The sequence below is a fragment of the Streptomyces sp. NBC_01288 genome (genome assembly GCF_035982055.1).
Classification (GTDB): Bacteria; Actinomycetota; Actinomycetes; order Streptomycetales; family Streptomycetaceae; genus Streptomyces.
On record NZ_CP108427.1, the window covers coordinates 8022851 to 8037520 of the forward strand.

18 protein-coding genes are annotated in these 14670 nt (G+C 68.8%); 13 read left to right on the plus strand and 5 right to left on the minus strand.

Annotated features, from left to right (window positions below):
• Positions 1–54: 54 nt before the first annotated feature.
• The 3 genes from OG194_RS36010 to OG194_RS36020 all read left to right on the plus strand — a co-directional run bounded on the left by OG194_RS36010 (position 55) and on the right by OG194_RS36020 (position 2451).
• Positions 55–375, plus strand: coding sequence for a hypothetical protein (locus OG194_RS36010; protein WP_327404937.1), 321 nt, complete (start codon positions 55–57; stop codon positions 373–375).
• A gap of 201 nt (positions 376–576) precedes the next feature.
• Positions 577–1683, plus strand: coding sequence for an amidohydrolase family protein (locus tag OG194_RS36015; protein WP_327404938.1), 1107 nt, complete (start codon positions 577–579; stop codon positions 1681–1683).
• 18 nt (positions 1684–1701) lie between these two features.
• Positions 1702–2451 (plus strand): nucleotidyltransferase domain-containing protein, encoded by a 750-nt coding sequence (locus tag OG194_RS36020; protein WP_327404939.1) that lies wholly within the window; start codon positions 1702–1704, stop codon positions 2449–2451.
• Between the two features lie 22 nt (positions 2452–2473).
• Here OG194_RS36020 and OG194_RS36025 read toward each other — a convergent pair whose 3' ends face one another.
• From OG194_RS36025 to OG194_RS36040, 4 genes are read right to left on the minus strand one after another with little or no spacing between them, the layout of a single operon-like run.
• Complete coding sequence (locus OG194_RS36025; protein ID WP_327404940.1) at positions 2474–3484, minus strand: COX15/CtaA family protein; 1011 nt, start codon at positions 3482–3484, stop codon at positions 2474–2476.
• Between the two features lie 57 nt (positions 3485–3541).
• The gene (locus OG194_RS36030; protein WP_327404941.1) at positions 3542–4318 is read right to left on the minus strand and encodes an ABC transporter permease; all 777 of its coding nucleotides are present in this window, start codon (positions 4316–4318) and stop codon (positions 3542–3544) included.
• A complete protein-coding gene (locus tag OG194_RS36035) occupies positions 4315–5238 on the minus strand; it encodes an ABC transporter ATP-binding protein (RefSeq protein ID WP_327404942.1) in 924 nt (307 codons plus the stop codon). The genes OG194_RS36030 and OG194_RS36035 overlap by 4 nt, the downstream gene beginning before the upstream one ends.
• 10 nt (positions 5239–5248) lie before the next feature.
• Positions 5249–6097 (minus strand): aminoglycoside N(3)-acetyltransferase, encoded by an 849-nt coding sequence (locus OG194_RS36040; RefSeq protein ID WP_327404943.1) that lies wholly within the window; start codon positions 6095–6097, stop codon positions 5249–5251.
• A 160-nt stretch (positions 6098–6257) separates the two neighbouring features.
• Here OG194_RS36040 and OG194_RS36045 point away from each other — a divergent pair, with 160 nt between their 5' ends.
• The 9 genes from OG194_RS36045 (at position 6258) to OG194_RS36085 (ending at position 13299) form a co-directional block, all read left to right on the plus strand.
• A complete protein-coding gene (locus tag OG194_RS36045; RefSeq protein WP_327404944.1) occupies positions 6258–6989 on the plus strand; it encodes a helix-turn-helix transcriptional regulator in 732 nt (243 codons plus the stop codon).
• Complete coding sequence (gene sufB / locus OG194_RS36050; RefSeq protein WP_019060529.1) at positions 6986–8410, plus strand: Fe-S cluster assembly protein SufB; 1425 nt, start codon at positions 6986–6988, stop codon at positions 8408–8410. Before OG194_RS36045 ends, sufB begins: the two co-directional genes overlap by 4 nt.
• Positions 8411–8466: 56 nt before the next feature.
• Positions 8467–9651 (plus strand): Fe-S cluster assembly protein SufD, encoded by a 1185-nt coding sequence (gene sufD, locus OG194_RS36055; protein ID WP_327404945.1) that lies wholly within the window; start codon positions 8467–8469, stop codon positions 9649–9651.
• Positions 9648–9980: a bifunctional 3-phenylpropionate/cinnamic acid dioxygenase ferredoxin subunit gene (locus OG194_RS36060; protein WP_327407329.1), complete on the plus strand. Its 333-nt coding sequence runs from the start codon at positions 9648–9650 to the stop codon at positions 9978–9980. Before sufD ends, OG194_RS36060 begins: the two co-directional genes overlap by 4 nt.
• 7 nt (positions 9981–9987) lie before the next feature.
• Positions 9988–10752: a Fe-S cluster assembly ATPase SufC gene (sufC, locus tag OG194_RS36065; protein ID WP_093625398.1), complete on the plus strand. Its 765-nt coding sequence runs from the start codon at positions 9988–9990 to the stop codon at positions 10750–10752.
• On the plus strand, positions 10749–12017 hold the full coding sequence (locus OG194_RS36070; RefSeq protein WP_327404946.1) for a cysteine desulfurase: 1269 nt from the start codon (positions 10749–10751) through the stop codon (positions 12015–12017). Before sufC ends, OG194_RS36070 begins: the two co-directional genes overlap by 4 nt.
• A gap of 18 nt (positions 12018–12035) precedes the next feature.
• Positions 12036–12509: a Fe-S cluster assembly sulfur transfer protein SufU gene (gene sufU, locus OG194_RS36075; RefSeq protein ID WP_019060534.1), complete on the plus strand. Its 474-nt coding sequence runs from the start codon at positions 12036–12038 to the stop codon at positions 12507–12509.
• Positions 12506–12844, plus strand: a complete 339-nt coding sequence (locus OG194_RS36080; RefSeq protein ID WP_019060535.1) for a metal-sulfur cluster assembly factor — start codon at positions 12506–12508, stop codon at positions 12842–12844. Before sufU ends, OG194_RS36080 begins: the two co-directional genes overlap by 4 nt.
• Before the next feature lie 68 nt (positions 12845–12912).
• Entirely contained in the window at positions 12913–13299 is a 387-nt protein-coding gene (locus tag OG194_RS36085) for a VOC family protein (protein ID WP_327404947.1), read from the plus strand.
• 20 nt (positions 13300–13319) lie between these two features.
• Here OG194_RS36085 and OG194_RS36090 read toward each other — a convergent pair whose 3' ends face one another.
• A complete protein-coding gene (locus tag OG194_RS36090) occupies positions 13320–14195 on the minus strand; it encodes an AbfB domain-containing protein (protein WP_327404948.1) in 876 nt (291 codons plus the stop codon).
• 148 nt (positions 14196–14343) lie between these two features.
• On the opposite strand from OG194_RS36090, the gene OG194_RS36095 reads away from it, so the two are divergent.
• Positions 14344–14664, plus strand: a complete 321-nt coding sequence (locus OG194_RS36095) for a DMT family transporter (RefSeq protein WP_318015597.1) — start codon at positions 14344–14346, stop codon at positions 14662–14664.
• The last annotated feature ends 6 nt before the right edge of the window (positions 14665–14670 follow it).

Sequence of the window (14670 nt, forward strand, 5' to 3'; positions counted from 1 at the left end):
AGTCACTCACCCCGCCCGTCGCCGTTCGATCTACCCATCGGTAGCATCCTGGCCATGGCAGACACGCAGCAGGTTGACGCGAAGGCCGAGCGCCAGGTGGCCCGCCTCGCCCAGCAGATCGGCACCTTCTCCAAGGCACACGGCGGGGCCGAGGCCCAGGTCGCGTACATCGGCGAACGCGGCGCCCGCATCGTCCTCGTCGGCGAGGACGGCGGCTGGGGCGACCTGGTCGCCACGACCTACGAGATCGCCCGGCAGGCCGTCGAGAAGTCCGGGATCACCGTCCATGAGAACTTCGACGGCGAGTTCGCGGCCAAGGTGAAGACGGGCCCGTACGAGTGGAAGCGCATGGCAGGCATCCAGGTGGGCGGGTAGCGCCCCAAAGGGGCGCGAGGCTGTATCGATCTGCGGCTCCGCCGCGTGGGCGCGACCAGCCACAACGAACCGTAGATCGCTGACGAACCCGCACCCCTCCCTCCTGGCGTCCCCTCACACGGGGTGTGTCCCAGCAACACCTCACACCCGATTCACCCGTTAGGACCTCAGGAACACACGGTCCAGCCACGGGGAGTCCGGATGATCGAAACGACGTCCCTCGTGGACCAGTACTGCCACGGCGTCCTGAGAACGGAGCTGGGCCTCGGCACCTTCGAGGCCCAACTCGCCCGCACCGAGGGCCCACCCGCAGCCGGCACCACCCTCTTCGACACCCAGACGGGCTTCGCCGTACGACGATGGTGCCCACCCCTGCTCGGCCTGGAGCCGCACTGCCCACCCGCCCGCTATCTCGCCCGGCGCCGTGAACTCGGCGTACTCGAAGCGGGCCGCAGGCTGCTGCGCGGCAGTGGCATCACGACGTATCTGATCGACACCGGCCTGCCCGGCGACCTCACAGGACCCGCCGAGATGGCGACCGCGGGCCAGGCGGACGCCCGGGAGATCGTCCGCCTGGAACTCCTCGCCGAACAGGTCGCCGACACCTCCGGCACCGTCGAGTCCTTCCTCGCCAACCTCGCCGAGTCGGTCCACGGCGCGGCGGGCAGCGCGGTCGCCTTCACCTCCGTGGCGGGCGTACGGCACGGCCTCGCCCTCGCACCCGAACCGCCCGGGTCCGGTGAGGTGCGGGGCGCGGCGGCCCGCTGGCTGGCCGGGCGCAGGGTGGGCGGAACGCTCAGCGACCCGGTGCTGCTACGGCATCTGCTGTGGATCGCCGTGGCGTCCGGTCTGCCGCTCCAACTGCACGCCGGATTGGGCGAACCGGGCGTCCGCATCGACCGCACCGACCCCGTCCTGCTCACCGACTTCGTGCGGGCGACGGCCGGCCTCGGCACGGACCTGGTGCTGCTGCACAGCTATCCGTACCACCGGCACGCGGCTCACCTCGCCGGCGTCTTCCCGCATGTCTACGCCGACTCCGGCGCCGCGCTCGTCCGCACCGGCGCCCGCGCCGCGACCGTGCTCGCCGAGATCCTGGAACTGGCCCCCTTCGGCAAGATCCTCTTCTCCAGCGGGGCCCACGGACTGCCCGAACTGCACGTCGTGGGAGCGCGGCTGTTCCGTGAGGCGCTCGCGCGGGTGCTCGGTACCTGGGTCGCCGAGGGGGCCTGGTCACCGGCCGACGCGCAACGGGTCGCGGGACTGATCGCGGTCGGCAACGCAAAGAGGGTGTACGGGCTGGAGTGAGCTGTACAGACTGGGCCCATGCCGACCGACGCGTTGCTCGACCGCTTCCTGAACGAACTGGCCCCCCTGGAGCCTGTCGCCGTGTGGGCCCACGGTTCGCTCGGCGGGGGCGACTACCAGGAGGGCCGCAGCGACCTGGACCTGATAGCCATCCTCGACCATCCCCTCAAGCCGAGCACCGCCCGACAACTCGTCGCCCTGCACCGCGGGCTGCGCACCGATCCCCTCGCCGTCCGGCTGCACTGCAGCTACCTCGCCCCGGGAACGCAGGACGCCCCGAACCAGCGCCATCTCACCTGGGCCCACGACCACGTCACCCGCCGGCCCGTCACGCCGGTCACACGACGTGAACTGCACGAATTCGGGCGGGTGTTGCACGGCGGATCACCGAAGGACCTGCTGCCGGCCGTGACGGACCAGGAACTGGCCGAGTTCGTCGTACGGGACCAGCGGGAGTTCTGGCGGCCGGCCGTCGACAAGCCGCAGATCTGGCTTGAGAACGGCTGGGTCGACGTGGGCCTGACCACCTTCGCCCGCGCGACCGTCACCAGACGGGACGGCCGCCTGATCACCAAGCGCGAGGCCCTCGACCTGCTGCCCGCGCTCGGCGCTCCGGTGGAGGTCGTGGAGGACGTCGTACGGCGGCGTTACGACGACACGGTCCCGTCCGCCGCCTCCGTAGAGGGCGATTGGCTCCACCGCAGGGCGGAGCTGACCCGGGCCTATCTGGGCCCGGCGATCGACGACTTGGTGACGCGCTACGGGTGAGCCATTTATTACGGGTGACGCTTCACGCGCGCGTGGGCAGTGACTGTTCCACCGACGGGCCCGGCAGGTCGGCCACGACCTCCGGCCGCTCGCGCAGCGACAGCAGCACCCGCAGCACCCCGATCCACACCAGGCAGGCGCCGAACATGTGCAGGCCGACCAGGGCCTCGGGGAGGTTCGTGAAGTATTGGACGTAACCGATGACGCCCTGGGCGAGCAGGATCAGGAACAGGTCGCGGGTGCGGTCCAGGGGGCCCTTGGGGGCGTCGACCGCCTTGAGGACGAACCACAGGGCGAACGTCAGCGTGACCACGATCCAGGCGAGCACCGCGTGCAGCTTGGCGACCGTCTCCCAGTCGATCGGGATCCGTTCGACCTCCTTGGAGTCGCCCGCGTGCGGGCCCGCGCCGGTGACCACCGTGCCGACCGCGATCAGCAGCACGGAGGCGGTGACCAGGAACCACACCAGCTGCTGCACGGCCTTGCCGACCAGCGGCTTGGGTTCCCCGTCGCCCTCCCGGCTGCGCTGCCACATCAGCGCGGCGACCGCGATGAGCGCCGTGGTGAGCAGGAAGTGGGCCGCGACCGTGTACGGGTTGAGGCCGACCAGCACCACGATGCCGCCGAGGATCGCGTTGCTCATCACGATCCAGAACTGCGCCCAGCCCAGCCGGGTGAGGGTGCGGCGGTACGGCTTCTCCGAGCGCGCGGCGATGATCGCCCAGCCGACGGCGGCGCACAGGACGTACGTCAGCATCCGGTTGCCGAACTCGATGGCACCGTGGAAGCCCATCGCGCTGGTGGTGGTCAGCGAGTCGTCCGTGCACTTGGGCCAGGTCGGGCAGCCGAGCCCGGAACCCGTCAGCCGCACGGCACCGCCGGTGACCACGATGACCACCGACATGACGAGCGCGGCGAGAGCGGCCCGTCGGACCGTCCGGGGATCCGGGGTCCAACGTGCGGCGATGAAGGCGAGGGGGTTGCGCGCGGCGGCTACGACGTCGGCGGGGGTCACGTTTGGCACGGGGACCATCGTAGGGGGGTGCTTGTGCACGCGTTCACGAGGGTCCCCGGCGTCGGAGTACGGCGCTCACTCCCAGCGGAAGAACGTCCCGGCCGCCGCCAGCCCCACGACCGCCCACACGCCCAGGATCCCCAGGTCGCCCCACGGCATCCCGGCCCCGTGCTGCAACACGTCCCGCAAGCCGTCCGACAGTGCCGAGATCGGCAGCAGCCCCAGCGCGTCCTGAACCCCCGACGGGTACTTGTCCATCGGCACGATGACCCCGCCGCCGACGAGCAGCAGCAGGAACACCAGGTTCGCGGCGGCCAGCGTCGCCTCCGCCTTCAGGGTGCCCGCCATCAGCAGGCCCAGGCCCGAGAAGGCCGCCGTCCCCAGGATCAGCAGGAGGAAGACCGCGAAGGGGTTGCCGTGCGGGGACCAGCCGAGCGCGAAGGCGATCGCCGTCAGCAGGATGATCTGGAGGATCTCCGTGACCAGCACCGCCGCCGTCTTCGCGGTCATCAGGCCCCAGCGGGGGAGCGGCGAGGACGCGAGGCGCTTCAGGACGCCGTAGCGGCGCTCGAAGCCCGTCGCGATGGCCTGGCCCGTGAACGCCGTCGACATCACGGCGAGGGCCAGGATGCCGGGGGTGAGGAAGTCGACGGACTTGCCCTTGCCGGTGTCGACGATGTCCACCGAGCTGAACAGGACCAGCAGGAGGGTCGGGATGACCACCGTGAGGAGGAGCTGCTCGCCGTTCCGTAGGAGCATCTTCGTTTCGAGGGCCGCCTGTGCCGCGATCATGCGGGGGAGCGGGGCCGCCCCGGGCCGCGGGGTGTAGGTCCCCGGAACAGTCGTCGTCATGAGCGCAGCTCCTTGCCGGTCAGCTCCAGGAAAACGTCCTCCAGGGTGTGCCGTTCGACCGAGATCTTCTCCGGCATCACCCCGTGCTGCGCACACCAGGAGGTGACCGTGGCGAGCAGTTGCGGGTCGACCTTGCCGCCGACGCGGTAGGAGCCCGGGGTCAGTTCGACGGCCGTGGAGTCGGCCGGGAGAGCCTTCAGGAGGGAGCCGACGTCGAGGCCGGGACGACCGCCGAAGCGGAGCGTGTTCTCGGCGCCGCCCCGGCACAGGTCCTCGGGGGAGCCGTGCGCGATGACCTTGCCCGCGTCGATGATCGCCACGTCGTCGGCGAGCTGCTCGGCCTCGTCCATGTGGTGGGTCGTGAGGATGACCGAGACGCCGTCCGTGCGCAGGTCTCTGACCAGGTCCCAGGTCGCGCGGCGGGCCTGTGGGTCGAGGCCCGCCGTCGGCTCGTCCAGGAAGACCAACTCCGGGCGGCCTACGACGGCCATCGCGAGTGCGAGGCGCTGCTGCTGGCCGCCGGACAGTCGGCGGTACGTCGTGCGGCCGCAACTGCCGAGCCCCAGGCGTTCGATGAGCGCGTCCACGTCCAGCGGGTGCGCGTGCAGCTCGGCGATGTGGCGGAGCATCTCGTCGGCGCGGGCGCCCGAGTAGACGCCGCCGGACTGGAGCATCACGCCGATCCTGGGGCGCAGTGCGGCGGACTCGCGGACCGGGTCGAGGCCCAGGACGCGCACCGTGCCGGAATCCGGCTTCCGGTACCCCTCGCAGGTCTCGACCGTGGTCGTCTTGCCCGCCCCGTTGGGACCGAGCACGGCGGTGACACCCGCATCGGCCACCAGGTCGAGGCCGTTCACCGCGGTCTTCGTGCCGTACCGCTTCACCAGGGCCTGGACCTGGACCACGGGCTCACTTCGCATGGGCCCGAGTCTAGGTACGCGGCCCGCGCCTCAGGCGGGCGGGTGCGGGATCTCCCCCGGACGGGATCTCCTCCTCACGGGGGCGGTGCAGCGGCAGCCACCGTTCCGCGTACGCCACGGCGTCCGCCACCGGGAACAGGCGTACGTCGGCCGCGCCCACCTTCCCCCGGAGGACCGGACGGTCCCGTTCGAAGTCGTGGCCCAGTTCGTCGAAGTGGTCGGAGGTGATCGACACCTCGGTCACCGTCTCCCAGCCGTCCGCACCGGGGCGGCCGACCTGGACCAGCGGGGAGGCTATGCGGTACTCGGCGAGATGGAAGCTCGTGCAGGCGTCGTAGCCCGCGCCGAGCAGCAGCACGCGCGCGTCGAGGCCCTCCAGGCGGGCCAGCGGGCTGCGCTCGCCGAGCCGGCAGTCGGTCGCGTGGCCGTCGAGGATCTCGCCCGCGCGGGGACCGATCGCCGCGAAGGAGGTCTGCGGGTGCGCGGAGCGCTCGGCGCCGGGCCAGGTGCGCACGGTCTCCGGGACGATGCCGACGCCTCGTGAGGGCGTGACGAGGGGGTCGTAGGACGGCATGGACGTGCGGATGGTGTCCCACCACTCGCGGGGGACCGGCGGGTTTCCCCACTGGGCCGGGTCCGAGAGGTCGCCGGTCTGGGTGGGGACGACCAGGGTGCCGTCCGGGGCGATGGCGTCGAGGAGTCCCTGGACGAGCGACACGGCGCCTCCGCAGACCCATCCGAGGGAGCTGAGGGAGGTGTGCGCGAGGAGGGTCTCGCCGGGGCGCACGCCCAGTTCGCGCAGTTGTGCGGCGACTGTGTCCCGGGTGACAAGTGGGCCGGTGGGAGGGGGTGTCGGCATGGTCGTGGAGTGTCCTCGAAGGGGGTCGGTGACGCCAGTGAATTGATCGATCAAAGATCGTTCCCGCAGGTCAGATTAGGTATGCCTAAGTGATGCAGCGCACCGTCCGTCCGCCGGACGCGGGTTGCCTGCCTCTGAGGAATTACGCAACAATGGCGTTGTGAAAAACGTTGGCGAGGCTCCGCAGGAGGAACTCGCGACCGGTGAGCGGTCCACCCGCAACCGCGTCGCGCGCTCCATCCTGGACCACGGCCCGTCGACCGTGACCGACCTCGCCGGTCGGCTGGGGCTGACCCAGGCCGCCGTACGCCGTCATCTCGACGCACTCGTCGCCGACGACGTCGTGGAAGCACGTGAGCAGCGGGTCTACGGAGCGCGTACGCGCGGCCGCCCCGCGAAGGTGTTCGCCCTGACCGACTGCGGCCGTGACGCCTTCGACCAGTCCTACGACAAGCTCGCCGCGGACGCGCTGCGCTGGATCGCCCAGCGTGAGGGCGGGGACGAGGCCGTCGTCGCCTTCGCCCGCGACCGCATGGCGGCCCAGGCCATCGCCTACCGCAAGGTCGTCGAGGCCGCCGCGCCCGAGAACCGCGCGGAAGCCCTGGCCAAGGCCCTGAGCGTGGACGGGTACGCTGCTACGGCGCGTAGCGCACCGGTCGGTGAGCAGCTCTGCCAGCACCACTGCCCGGTCGCCCATGTCGCCGAGCAGTTTCCGCAACTGTGCGAGGCGGAGACCGAGCTCTTTTCCCAACTGCTCGGCACCCATGTCCAGCGACTGGCCACCATCGCCCATGGCGACGGCGTGTGCACCACGTTTATCCCGAAGAATTCCAAGACCGTTTCCGATCCATCTGACTCATCTGCACGTACCGCCGGGAGGAACCCCGCATGACGCTCCCCATCGAGGAGACCGCCCACCCCGAGCTTGAAGGTCTGGGCACGTACGAATACGGCTGGGCCGACTCCGACGTGGCCGGTGCCTCCGCCAAGCGCGGCATCAACGAGGACGTCGTCCGGGACATCTCCGGCAAGAAGAACGAGCCGGAGTGGATGACCAAGCTCCGTCTCAAGGGCCTGCGCCTGTTCGAGAAGAAGCCCATGCCGAACTGGGGCTCCGACCTCTCCGGCATCGACTTCGACAACATCAAGTACTTCGTGCGCTCCACGGAGAAGCAGGCGGAGTCCTGGGAGGACCTGCCCGAGGACATCAAGAACACGTACGACAAGCTCGGCATCCCGGAGGCGGAGAAGCAGCGCCTCGTCGCCGGTGTCGCCGCGCAGTACGAGTCCGAGGTCGTCTACCACCAGATCAACGAAGAGCTTGAGGCGCAGGGTGTCATCTTCATGGACACCGACACCGCGCTGAAGGAGCACCCGGAGCTCTTCAAGGAGTACTTCGGGACCGTCATCCCGGTCGGTGACAACAAGTTCGCGTCGCTGAACAGCGCCGTGTGGTCCGGCGGCTCCTTCATCTACGTGCCGAAGGGCGTGCACGTCGAGATCCCGCTCCAGGCCTACTTCCGTATCAACACGGAGAACATGGGCCAGTTCGAGCGGACGCTGATCATCGTCGACGAGGGCGCCTACGTGCACTACGTCGAGGGTTGTACGGCGCCGATCTACTCCTCGGACTCCCTGCACTCCGCGGTGGTCGAGATCATCGTGAAGAAGGGCGGCCGCTGCCGCTACACGACCATCCAGAACTGGTCGAACAACGTCTACAACCTGGTCACCAAGCGCGCCGTGGCGTACGAGGGCGCGACCATGGAGTGGATCGACGGCAACATCGGTTCCAAGGTCACCATGAAGTACCCGGCCGTCTACCTGATGGGCGAGCACGCCAAGGGCGAGACCCTCTCCATCGCCTTCGCGGGCGAGGGCCAGCACCAGGACGCCGGCTCCAAGATGGTCCACATGGCGCCGAACACGTCCTCCAACATCGTCTCCAAGTCGGTGGCGCGCGGCGGCGGTCGTACGTCCTACCGCGGTCTCGTCGAGATCGGCGAGGGCGCGCACGGCTCCAAGTCGAACGTGCTGTGCGACGCGCTGCTCGTCGACACGATCTCCCGCTCGGACACGTACCCGTACGTGGACGTCCGCGAGGACGACGTGTCCATGGGCCACGAGGCGACCGTCTCCAAGGTCAGCGACGACCAGCTCTTCTACCTGATGAGCCGGGGCATGACCGAGTTCGAGGCGATGGCGATGATCGTGCGCGGCTTCGTCGAGCCGATCGCCAAGGAGCTGCCGATGGAGTACGCGCTCGAACTCAACCGGCTGATCGAGCTCCAGATGGAAGGCTCGGTCGGCTGACCGCGACCGTCTGCCGGCACACTTCTTGATCACAGAAAGCGAGCACTACGACAGCCATGGCTGAGGCTCAGAACTCCACGGTGGGATCTTCCACCACCGCCGGATCGATCGCGGTGGCCGCCGAGTCGACCGTCGCCACGCGCATGAGCGCGCCCCCCTCCTTCGACGTGGCGGACTTCCCGGTCCCCCACGGCCGCGAGGAGGAGTGGCGGTTCACCCCGCTGGAGCGCCTGCGCGGGCTGCACGACGGCACCGCGGTCGCCACCGGCGACGGCGTGAAGGTCGCCATCGGGACCCCCGAGGGGGTCACCGTGGAGACCGTCGGCCGTGACGACGCGCGACTCGGCAAGGCCGGCACCCCGGTGGACCGCGTGGCCGCGCAGGCCTACTCGTCCTTCGAGAAGGCCTCGGTCGTCACCGTCCCCACGGAGACGGTCCTGACCGAGCCGATCCGCATCGTCGTGCATGGCGAGGGCGGCGTCGCCTACGGCCACCAGGTCATCGAGCTGGGAGCCTTCGCCGAGGCCGTCGTCGTCATCGACCACACCGGTGACGCGGTCCTCGCCGCCAACGTCGACTACATCGTCGGCGACGGCGCCAAGCTCACCGTCGTCTCCGTCCAGGACTGGGACGACAAGGCCGTGCACGTCGGCCAGCACAACGCCCTGATCGGCCGGGACGCCACGTTCAAGTCGTTCGTCGTCACCTTCGGCGGCGACCTCGTACGACTGCACCCGCGCGTGGCCTACGCCGGACCCGGCGGCGAGGCCGAGCTGTTCGGCCTGTACTTCACGGACGCCGGCCAGCACCAGGAGCACCGCCTCCTGGTCGACCACAACGTCCCGCACTGCAAGTCCAACGCCGTCTACAAGGGCGCGCTCCAGGGCGAGGGCGCCCACGCGGTGTGGATCGGCGACGTCCTCATCGAGGCCACCGCCGAGGGCACCGACACGTACGAGATGAACCGCAACCTCGTGCTGACCGACGGCGCCCGCGTCGACTCCGTGCCGAACCTGGAGATCGAGACCGGCGAGATCGTCGGCGCCGGACACGCCTCCGCGACCGGCCGCTTCGACGACGAGCAGCTCTTCTACCTGATGGCCCGCGGCATCCCCGCCGACGACGCCCGACGCCTGGTGGTCCGCGGCTTCTTCGCCGAGCTGGTCCAGCAGATCGGTGTCGCCGACATCCAGGAGCGGCTGCTGGAGAAGATCGACGCGGAGCTGGAGGCGTCGGTCTGATGACCTTCGTACGCGCCTGTGGCCTCGACGAGCTGGAGGAGGACACCCCGAAGCGGGTGGAACTCGACGGCACGCCGGTCTCGGTCGTGAAGACCGGAGGGGAGGTGTTCGCGATCAACGACATCTGCTCGCACGCGAACGTCTCGCTCTCCGAGGGCGACGTGGAGGACTGCCAGATCGAGTGCTGGCTGCACGGCTCCGCGTTCGACCTGCGCACCGGCAAGCCGTCCGGCCTTCCCGCCACGCGCCCCGTACCCGTTTACCCCGTACAGATCGAAGGGGGCAGCGTCCTCGTTGACGTACGCGCCTCCCTCACCCAGGAGTCCTGAGGAACCCATGGCAACGCTTGAAATCCACGACCTGCACGTCACCGTCGAGGCCGACAACGCCACGAAGGAGATCCTCAAGGGCGTCGACCTCACCGTGAAGCAGGGCGAGACCCACGCCATCATGGGCCCGAACGGCTCCGGCAAGTCGACCCTCGCCTACTCGCTCGCGGGCCACCCGAAGTACACGATCACCGGCGGCACCGTCACCCTCGACGGCGAGGACGTCCTGGAGATGTCCGTCGACGAGCGCGCCCGCGCCGGCCTGTTCCTCGCGATGCAGTACCCGGTCGAGGTCCCCGGTGTGTCCGTCTCCAACTTCCTCCGTACGTCCGCCACCGCCATCCGCGGTGAGGCCCCCAAGCTGCGTACGTGGGTGAAGGAGGTCAAGGAGACCATGGAGCGCCTCTCCATGGACCCGGCCTTCGCCGAGCGCAACGTCAACGAGGGCTTCTCCGGCGGTGAGAAGAAGCGCCACGAGATCCTTCAGCTGGAGCTGCTCAAGCCGAAGATCGCGATCCTCGACGAGACCGACTCCGGCCTGGACGTCGACGCCCTGCGCGTCGTCTCCGAGGGCGTCAACCGAGTCCGCGAGACCGGTGAGGTCGGCACCCTGCTGATCACGCACTACACGCGCATCCTGCGCTACATCAAGCCCGACTTCGTGCACGTCTTCTCCGGCGGCAGGATCGTCGAGTCCGGCGGCGCCGAACTCGCCGACAAGCTGGAGAACGAGGGCTACGAGGCCTACACGAAGGGTGGCGTATCAGCGTGACAGTGGCCCGCCAGGGGCTTTCCGGCCTCCTCGACACCGAGGCGCTCCGCAAGGACTTCCCCATCCTGGACCGCACGGTTCACGACGGTAAGAAGCTTGTGTACCTGGACAACGCGGCGACCTCGCAGAAGCCGCGCCAGGTGCTCGACGCCCTGAACGAGTACTACGAGCGCTACAACGCCAACGTCCACCGCGGTGTGCATGTGCTCGCCGAGGAGGCCACGGCGCTGTACGAGGGCGCGCGCGACAAGGTCGCGACGTTCATCAACGCGCCCAGCCGCGACGAGGTGATCTTCACCAAGAACGCCTCCGAGTCGCTCAACCTCGTTGCGAACATGCTGGGTTGGGCCGACGAGCCCTACCGCGTGGACCACGAGACCGAGATCGTCATCACCGAGATGGAGCACCACTCCAACATCGTGCCGTGGCAGCTGCTCTCGCAGCGCACGCGCGCGAAGCTGAAGTGGTTCGGCCTCACGGACGACGGCCGCCTCGACCTCTCGAACATCGACGAGATCATCACGGAGAAGACGAAGATCGTCTCCTTCGTCCTGGTGTCGAACATCCTCGGCACGGTCAACCCGGTCGAGAAGATCGTGCGCCGCGCGCAGGAGGTCGGGGCCCTGGTCCTGATCGACGCCTCGCAGGCCGCGCCGCACATGCCGCTGGACGTGCAGGCCCTCCAGGCCGACTTCGTGGCCTTCACCGGCCACAAGATGTGCGGTCCGACCGGCATCGGCGTCCTCTGGGGCCGCCAGGAGCTGCTCGAAGACCTCCCCCCGTTCCTGGGTGGCGGCGAGATGATCGAGACCGTGTCGATGCACTCGTCGACGTACGCTCCCGCCCCGCACAAGTTCGAGGCGGGCACCCCGCCGATCGCCCAGGCGGTCGGTCTCGGTGCGGCCATCGACTACCTGTCGGCGATCGGCATGGACAAGATCCTCGCCCATGAGCACGCGCTGACCGAGTACGCGGTGAAGCGCTTGCTGGACGTCCCCGACCTGCGGATCATCGGCCCCACCACGGCCGAGGACCGGGGCGCGGCGATCTCGTTCACGCTCGGTGACATCCACCCGCACGACGTGGGCCAGGTGCTGGACGAGGAAGGCATCGCGGTCCGGGTCGGACACCACTGCGCCCGACCGGTCTGCCTGCGCTACGGAATTCCTGCGACCACGCGAGCGTCGTTCTATCTGTACTCCACGCCGGCCGAGATCGACGCACTGGTCGACGGCTTGGAGCACGTACGGAACTTCTTCGGCTGAGGGACGTGAACTGAGACCGTGAAGCTGGATTCGATGTACCAGGAAGTCATCCTGGACCACTACAAGCACCCGCACGGCCGGGGCTTGCGGGATGGCGACGCCGAGGTGCACCACGTCAACCCGACGTGCGGCGACGAGATCACGCTGCGCGTGAAGTACGACGGCGAGCAGATCACGGACATCTCCTACGAGGGCCAGGGCTGCTCGATCAGTCAGGCATCGGCCTCCGTGCTGAACGACCTCCTCGTCGGCAAGGAGTTGTCCGAGGCGCAGAAGATCCAGGAGACCTTCCTGGAGCTGATGCAGTCCAAGGGCAGGATCGAGCCCGACGACGCGATGGAGGAGGTACTGGAGGACGCGATCGCGTTCGCCGGTGTCTCCAAGTACCCGGCACGGGTGAAGTGCGCCCTCCTCAGCTGGATGGCGTGGAAGGACGCGACGGCCCAGGCCCTGGGCGGAGCCGACTCCGACGCGGAAAGGAAGACGGCATGAGTGACACCGAGACCATGGAGATCAAGCCCGCCTCCGAGGAGGAGGTCCGCGAGGCCCTCCTCGACGTCGTCGACCCCGAACTGGGCATCGACGTCGTCAACCTCGGCCTGATCTACGGCGTGCACATCGACGACGCCAACATCGCCACCATCGACATGACCCTCACCTCGGCGGCCTGCCCGCTGACGGACGTCATCGAGGACCAGGCCAAGTCCGCGACGGACGGCCTCGTCAACGAACTCCGCATCAACTGGGTGTGGATGCCGCCGTGGGGCCCGGACAAGATCACGGACGACGGCCGCGATCAGCTTCGGGCGTTGGGGTTCAACGTCTGAGAACGTGTGAGCCTGCCTGAGCAGCTCTGAGCCTTCGGGCTCACCGGGAACGGCCATACCTTTGGGGTATGGCCGTTTCTTTGCATCACGTCGTTGTCGACGCGTACGACCTTCCCGGGCTCGCCCGTTTCTGGTGCGGGGTGTTGGACTGGCGGGTGCTGTCCGAGAAACCGCGCGAAGTGGTCATCGGGCCAGGGGAGTTCGCGGAGACCGGCATCTGCTTCATGCCGGTGAGCGATCCGAAGACCGTCAAGAACCGGCTGCACTTCGACCTCGCGCCGGATGACCAGGAGACCGAGGTCGAGCGGATCCTGGCGCTGGGGGCGCGGCGGGCCGATGTCGGGCAGGGCGAGGCCGTGGGCTGGGTGGTGCTCGCCGACCCGGAGGGAAACGAGTTCTGCGTCCTGCGGCCCAAGGCCTCGCTGATCGCCTTTCGTGACGCGCCCCCTAGTTGAGCGCGCCTAGTTGAGCCCGCCTAGTTGAGCCCCGCCACCAATCGGAACGCCGAGTCCGACCGGTACAGGGTGCTGTCCTGGTAGCGGTCCAGCCTGAGTTGGAAGTTCTGGTGGCGGAGGAAGCGGCCCGGGTAGTTGACCGACTCCAGCATCACCGCGCCGGAGTAGGGCGACGGGCGGGGGCAGAAGGTGGCGTCCTGTTTGAAGAGGGGGGAGCCGTCGTTGCGTTCCGCGCGGAGGATGAAGTTGCGGTGGCGGAGATAGGTGCCGCCGGCCGTCGTGAAGGAGTAACAGGAGCTGTTCGCAAGGCCCTTGACCACTTTGAAGGTGGCGGCGCGGCGGGCCGCGGTGGAGGTGGCCGGGTTGAGTTTGACGAAGTCGCCGCTCACCTGCCAGTAGCGGTCCGGGTAGTTGACCGAGCGGACCGACTTCCAGGCCGTGGAGGACGAGGAGCCCGACGAGCCCGACGATCCGTGCGAGCCGGATGAACTCCCGTGGGAGGACGTCGACTTGGACGGGGACGGTGACTTCGCGGCGGGCTTCGAGCTGTGTCCCGAGGTGGCGGTCGACGTGGTGCTGCCCGGCGTCTTCGCCGAGCCCGAGTTCGACTTGTGCTCGTCGGGCGTCGGCGTGCGCTGCTTCGACGGGGACGCGTACGAGAGCAGACCGGGGCCGTCCGCACCCGCCGGTGTCGTCGAATCCGCCTTCTTCGTGCGTGACGTGTCGTCAGTTTGCTTGTCCGTCACGACGATTGCCGTGACGCACACGACGATCGTGGTGACGGCGAGCACCCCGGCCAGATAGAGCCGGCGGGTTCCGGGGGCCCGGGAGGTGTCGGGGTTCCAGCCGTTCTCCCAGGGGGAGTTGGGGGAAGACGGGGGTGAACTGTCTGGCATGCGCTGTTCCTCCAGCGGCGCCCATGGCGACGGCAGTGACCGTGAAAGCCAGGTGTGTGAACGGTGAAACAGTAGTGGAGCGAGAGGCGTCCGAGCAGCCGTTTCAGTGAGCGGTTTCTACGAGATTCCGTTATGTACACTCGTACACATGGGATTCCTGATGCTCCTCACGGCGATCGCCGCGGAGGTGGGCGGCACCACCGCCATGAAGTTCAGCCACGGCTTCAGCCGGCTGTGGCCGTCGGTCCTCACGGTCCTCGGATACGTGCTCTCCTTCGCGCTGCTCGCGCAGACGCTGAAGTCCATGTCGGTGGGTACGGCCTACGCGATCTGGGCGGGCCTCGGCACCGCCGCCATCGTGGGGATCGGGACGGTGTTCCTCGGCGAGGGGATGACCCTCGCGAAGGCCGCCGGCATCGCCCTGATCATCGTCGGGGTCGTGGTCCTCAACCTCGGCGGTGCGCACTGATGATGG

Excerpts from the sequence above, each read along its gene's own strand:
- OG194_RS36085 (WP_327404947.1), top strand. The coding sequence starts at position 12,913 with ATGGCCGTTTCTTTGCATCACGTCGTTGTCGACGCGTACGACCTTCCC.
- OG194_RS36015 (WP_327404938.1), top strand. The coding sequence starts at position 577 with ATGATCGAAACGACGTCCCTCGTGGACCAGTACTGCCACGGCGTCCTG.
- OG194_RS36095 (WP_318015597.1), top strand. The coding sequence starts at position 14,344 with ATGGGATTCCTGATGCTCCTCACGGCGATCGCCGCGGAGGTGGGCGGC.
- OG194_RS36020 (WP_327404939.1), top strand. The coding sequence starts at position 1,702 with ATGCCGACCGACGCGTTGCTCGACCGCTTCCTGAACGAACTGGCCCCC.
- sufD (WP_327404945.1), top strand. The coding sequence starts at position 8,467 with ATGGCTGAGGCTCAGAACTCCACGGTGGGATCTTCCACCACCGCCGGA.
- OG194_RS36030 (WP_327404941.1), bottom strand. The coding sequence starts at position 4,318 with ATGACGACGACTGTTCCGGGGACCTACACCCCGCGGCCCGGGGCGGCC.
- OG194_RS36080 (WP_019060535.1), top strand. The coding sequence starts at position 12,506 with ATGAGTGACACCGAGACCATGGAGATCAAGCCCGCCTCCGAGGAGGAG.
- sufC (WP_093625398.1), top strand. The coding sequence starts at position 9,988 with ATGGCAACGCTTGAAATCCACGACCTGCACGTCACCGTCGAGGCCGAC.
- OG194_RS36010 (WP_327404937.1), top strand. The coding sequence starts at position 55 with ATGGCAGACACGCAGCAGGTTGACGCGAAGGCCGAGCGCCAGGTGGCC.
- OG194_RS36035 (WP_327404942.1), bottom strand. The coding sequence starts at position 5,238 with ATGCGAAGTGAGCCCGTGGTCCAGGTCCAGGCCCTGGTGAAGCGGTAC.
- OG194_RS36090 (WP_327404948.1), bottom strand. The coding sequence starts at position 14,195 with ATGCCAGACAGTTCACCCCCGTCTTCCCCCAACTCCCCCTGGGAGAAC.
- sufB (WP_019060529.1), top strand. The coding sequence starts at position 6,986 with ATGACGCTCCCCATCGAGGAGACCGCCCACCCCGAGCTTGAAGGTCTG.
- OG194_RS36025 (WP_327404940.1), bottom strand. The coding sequence starts at position 3,484 with ATGGTCCCCGTGCCAAACGTGACCCCCGCCGACGTCGTAGCCGCCGCG.
- OG194_RS36040 (WP_327404943.1), bottom strand. The coding sequence starts at position 6,097 with ATGCCGACACCCCCTCCCACCGGCCCACTTGTCACCCGGGACACAGTC.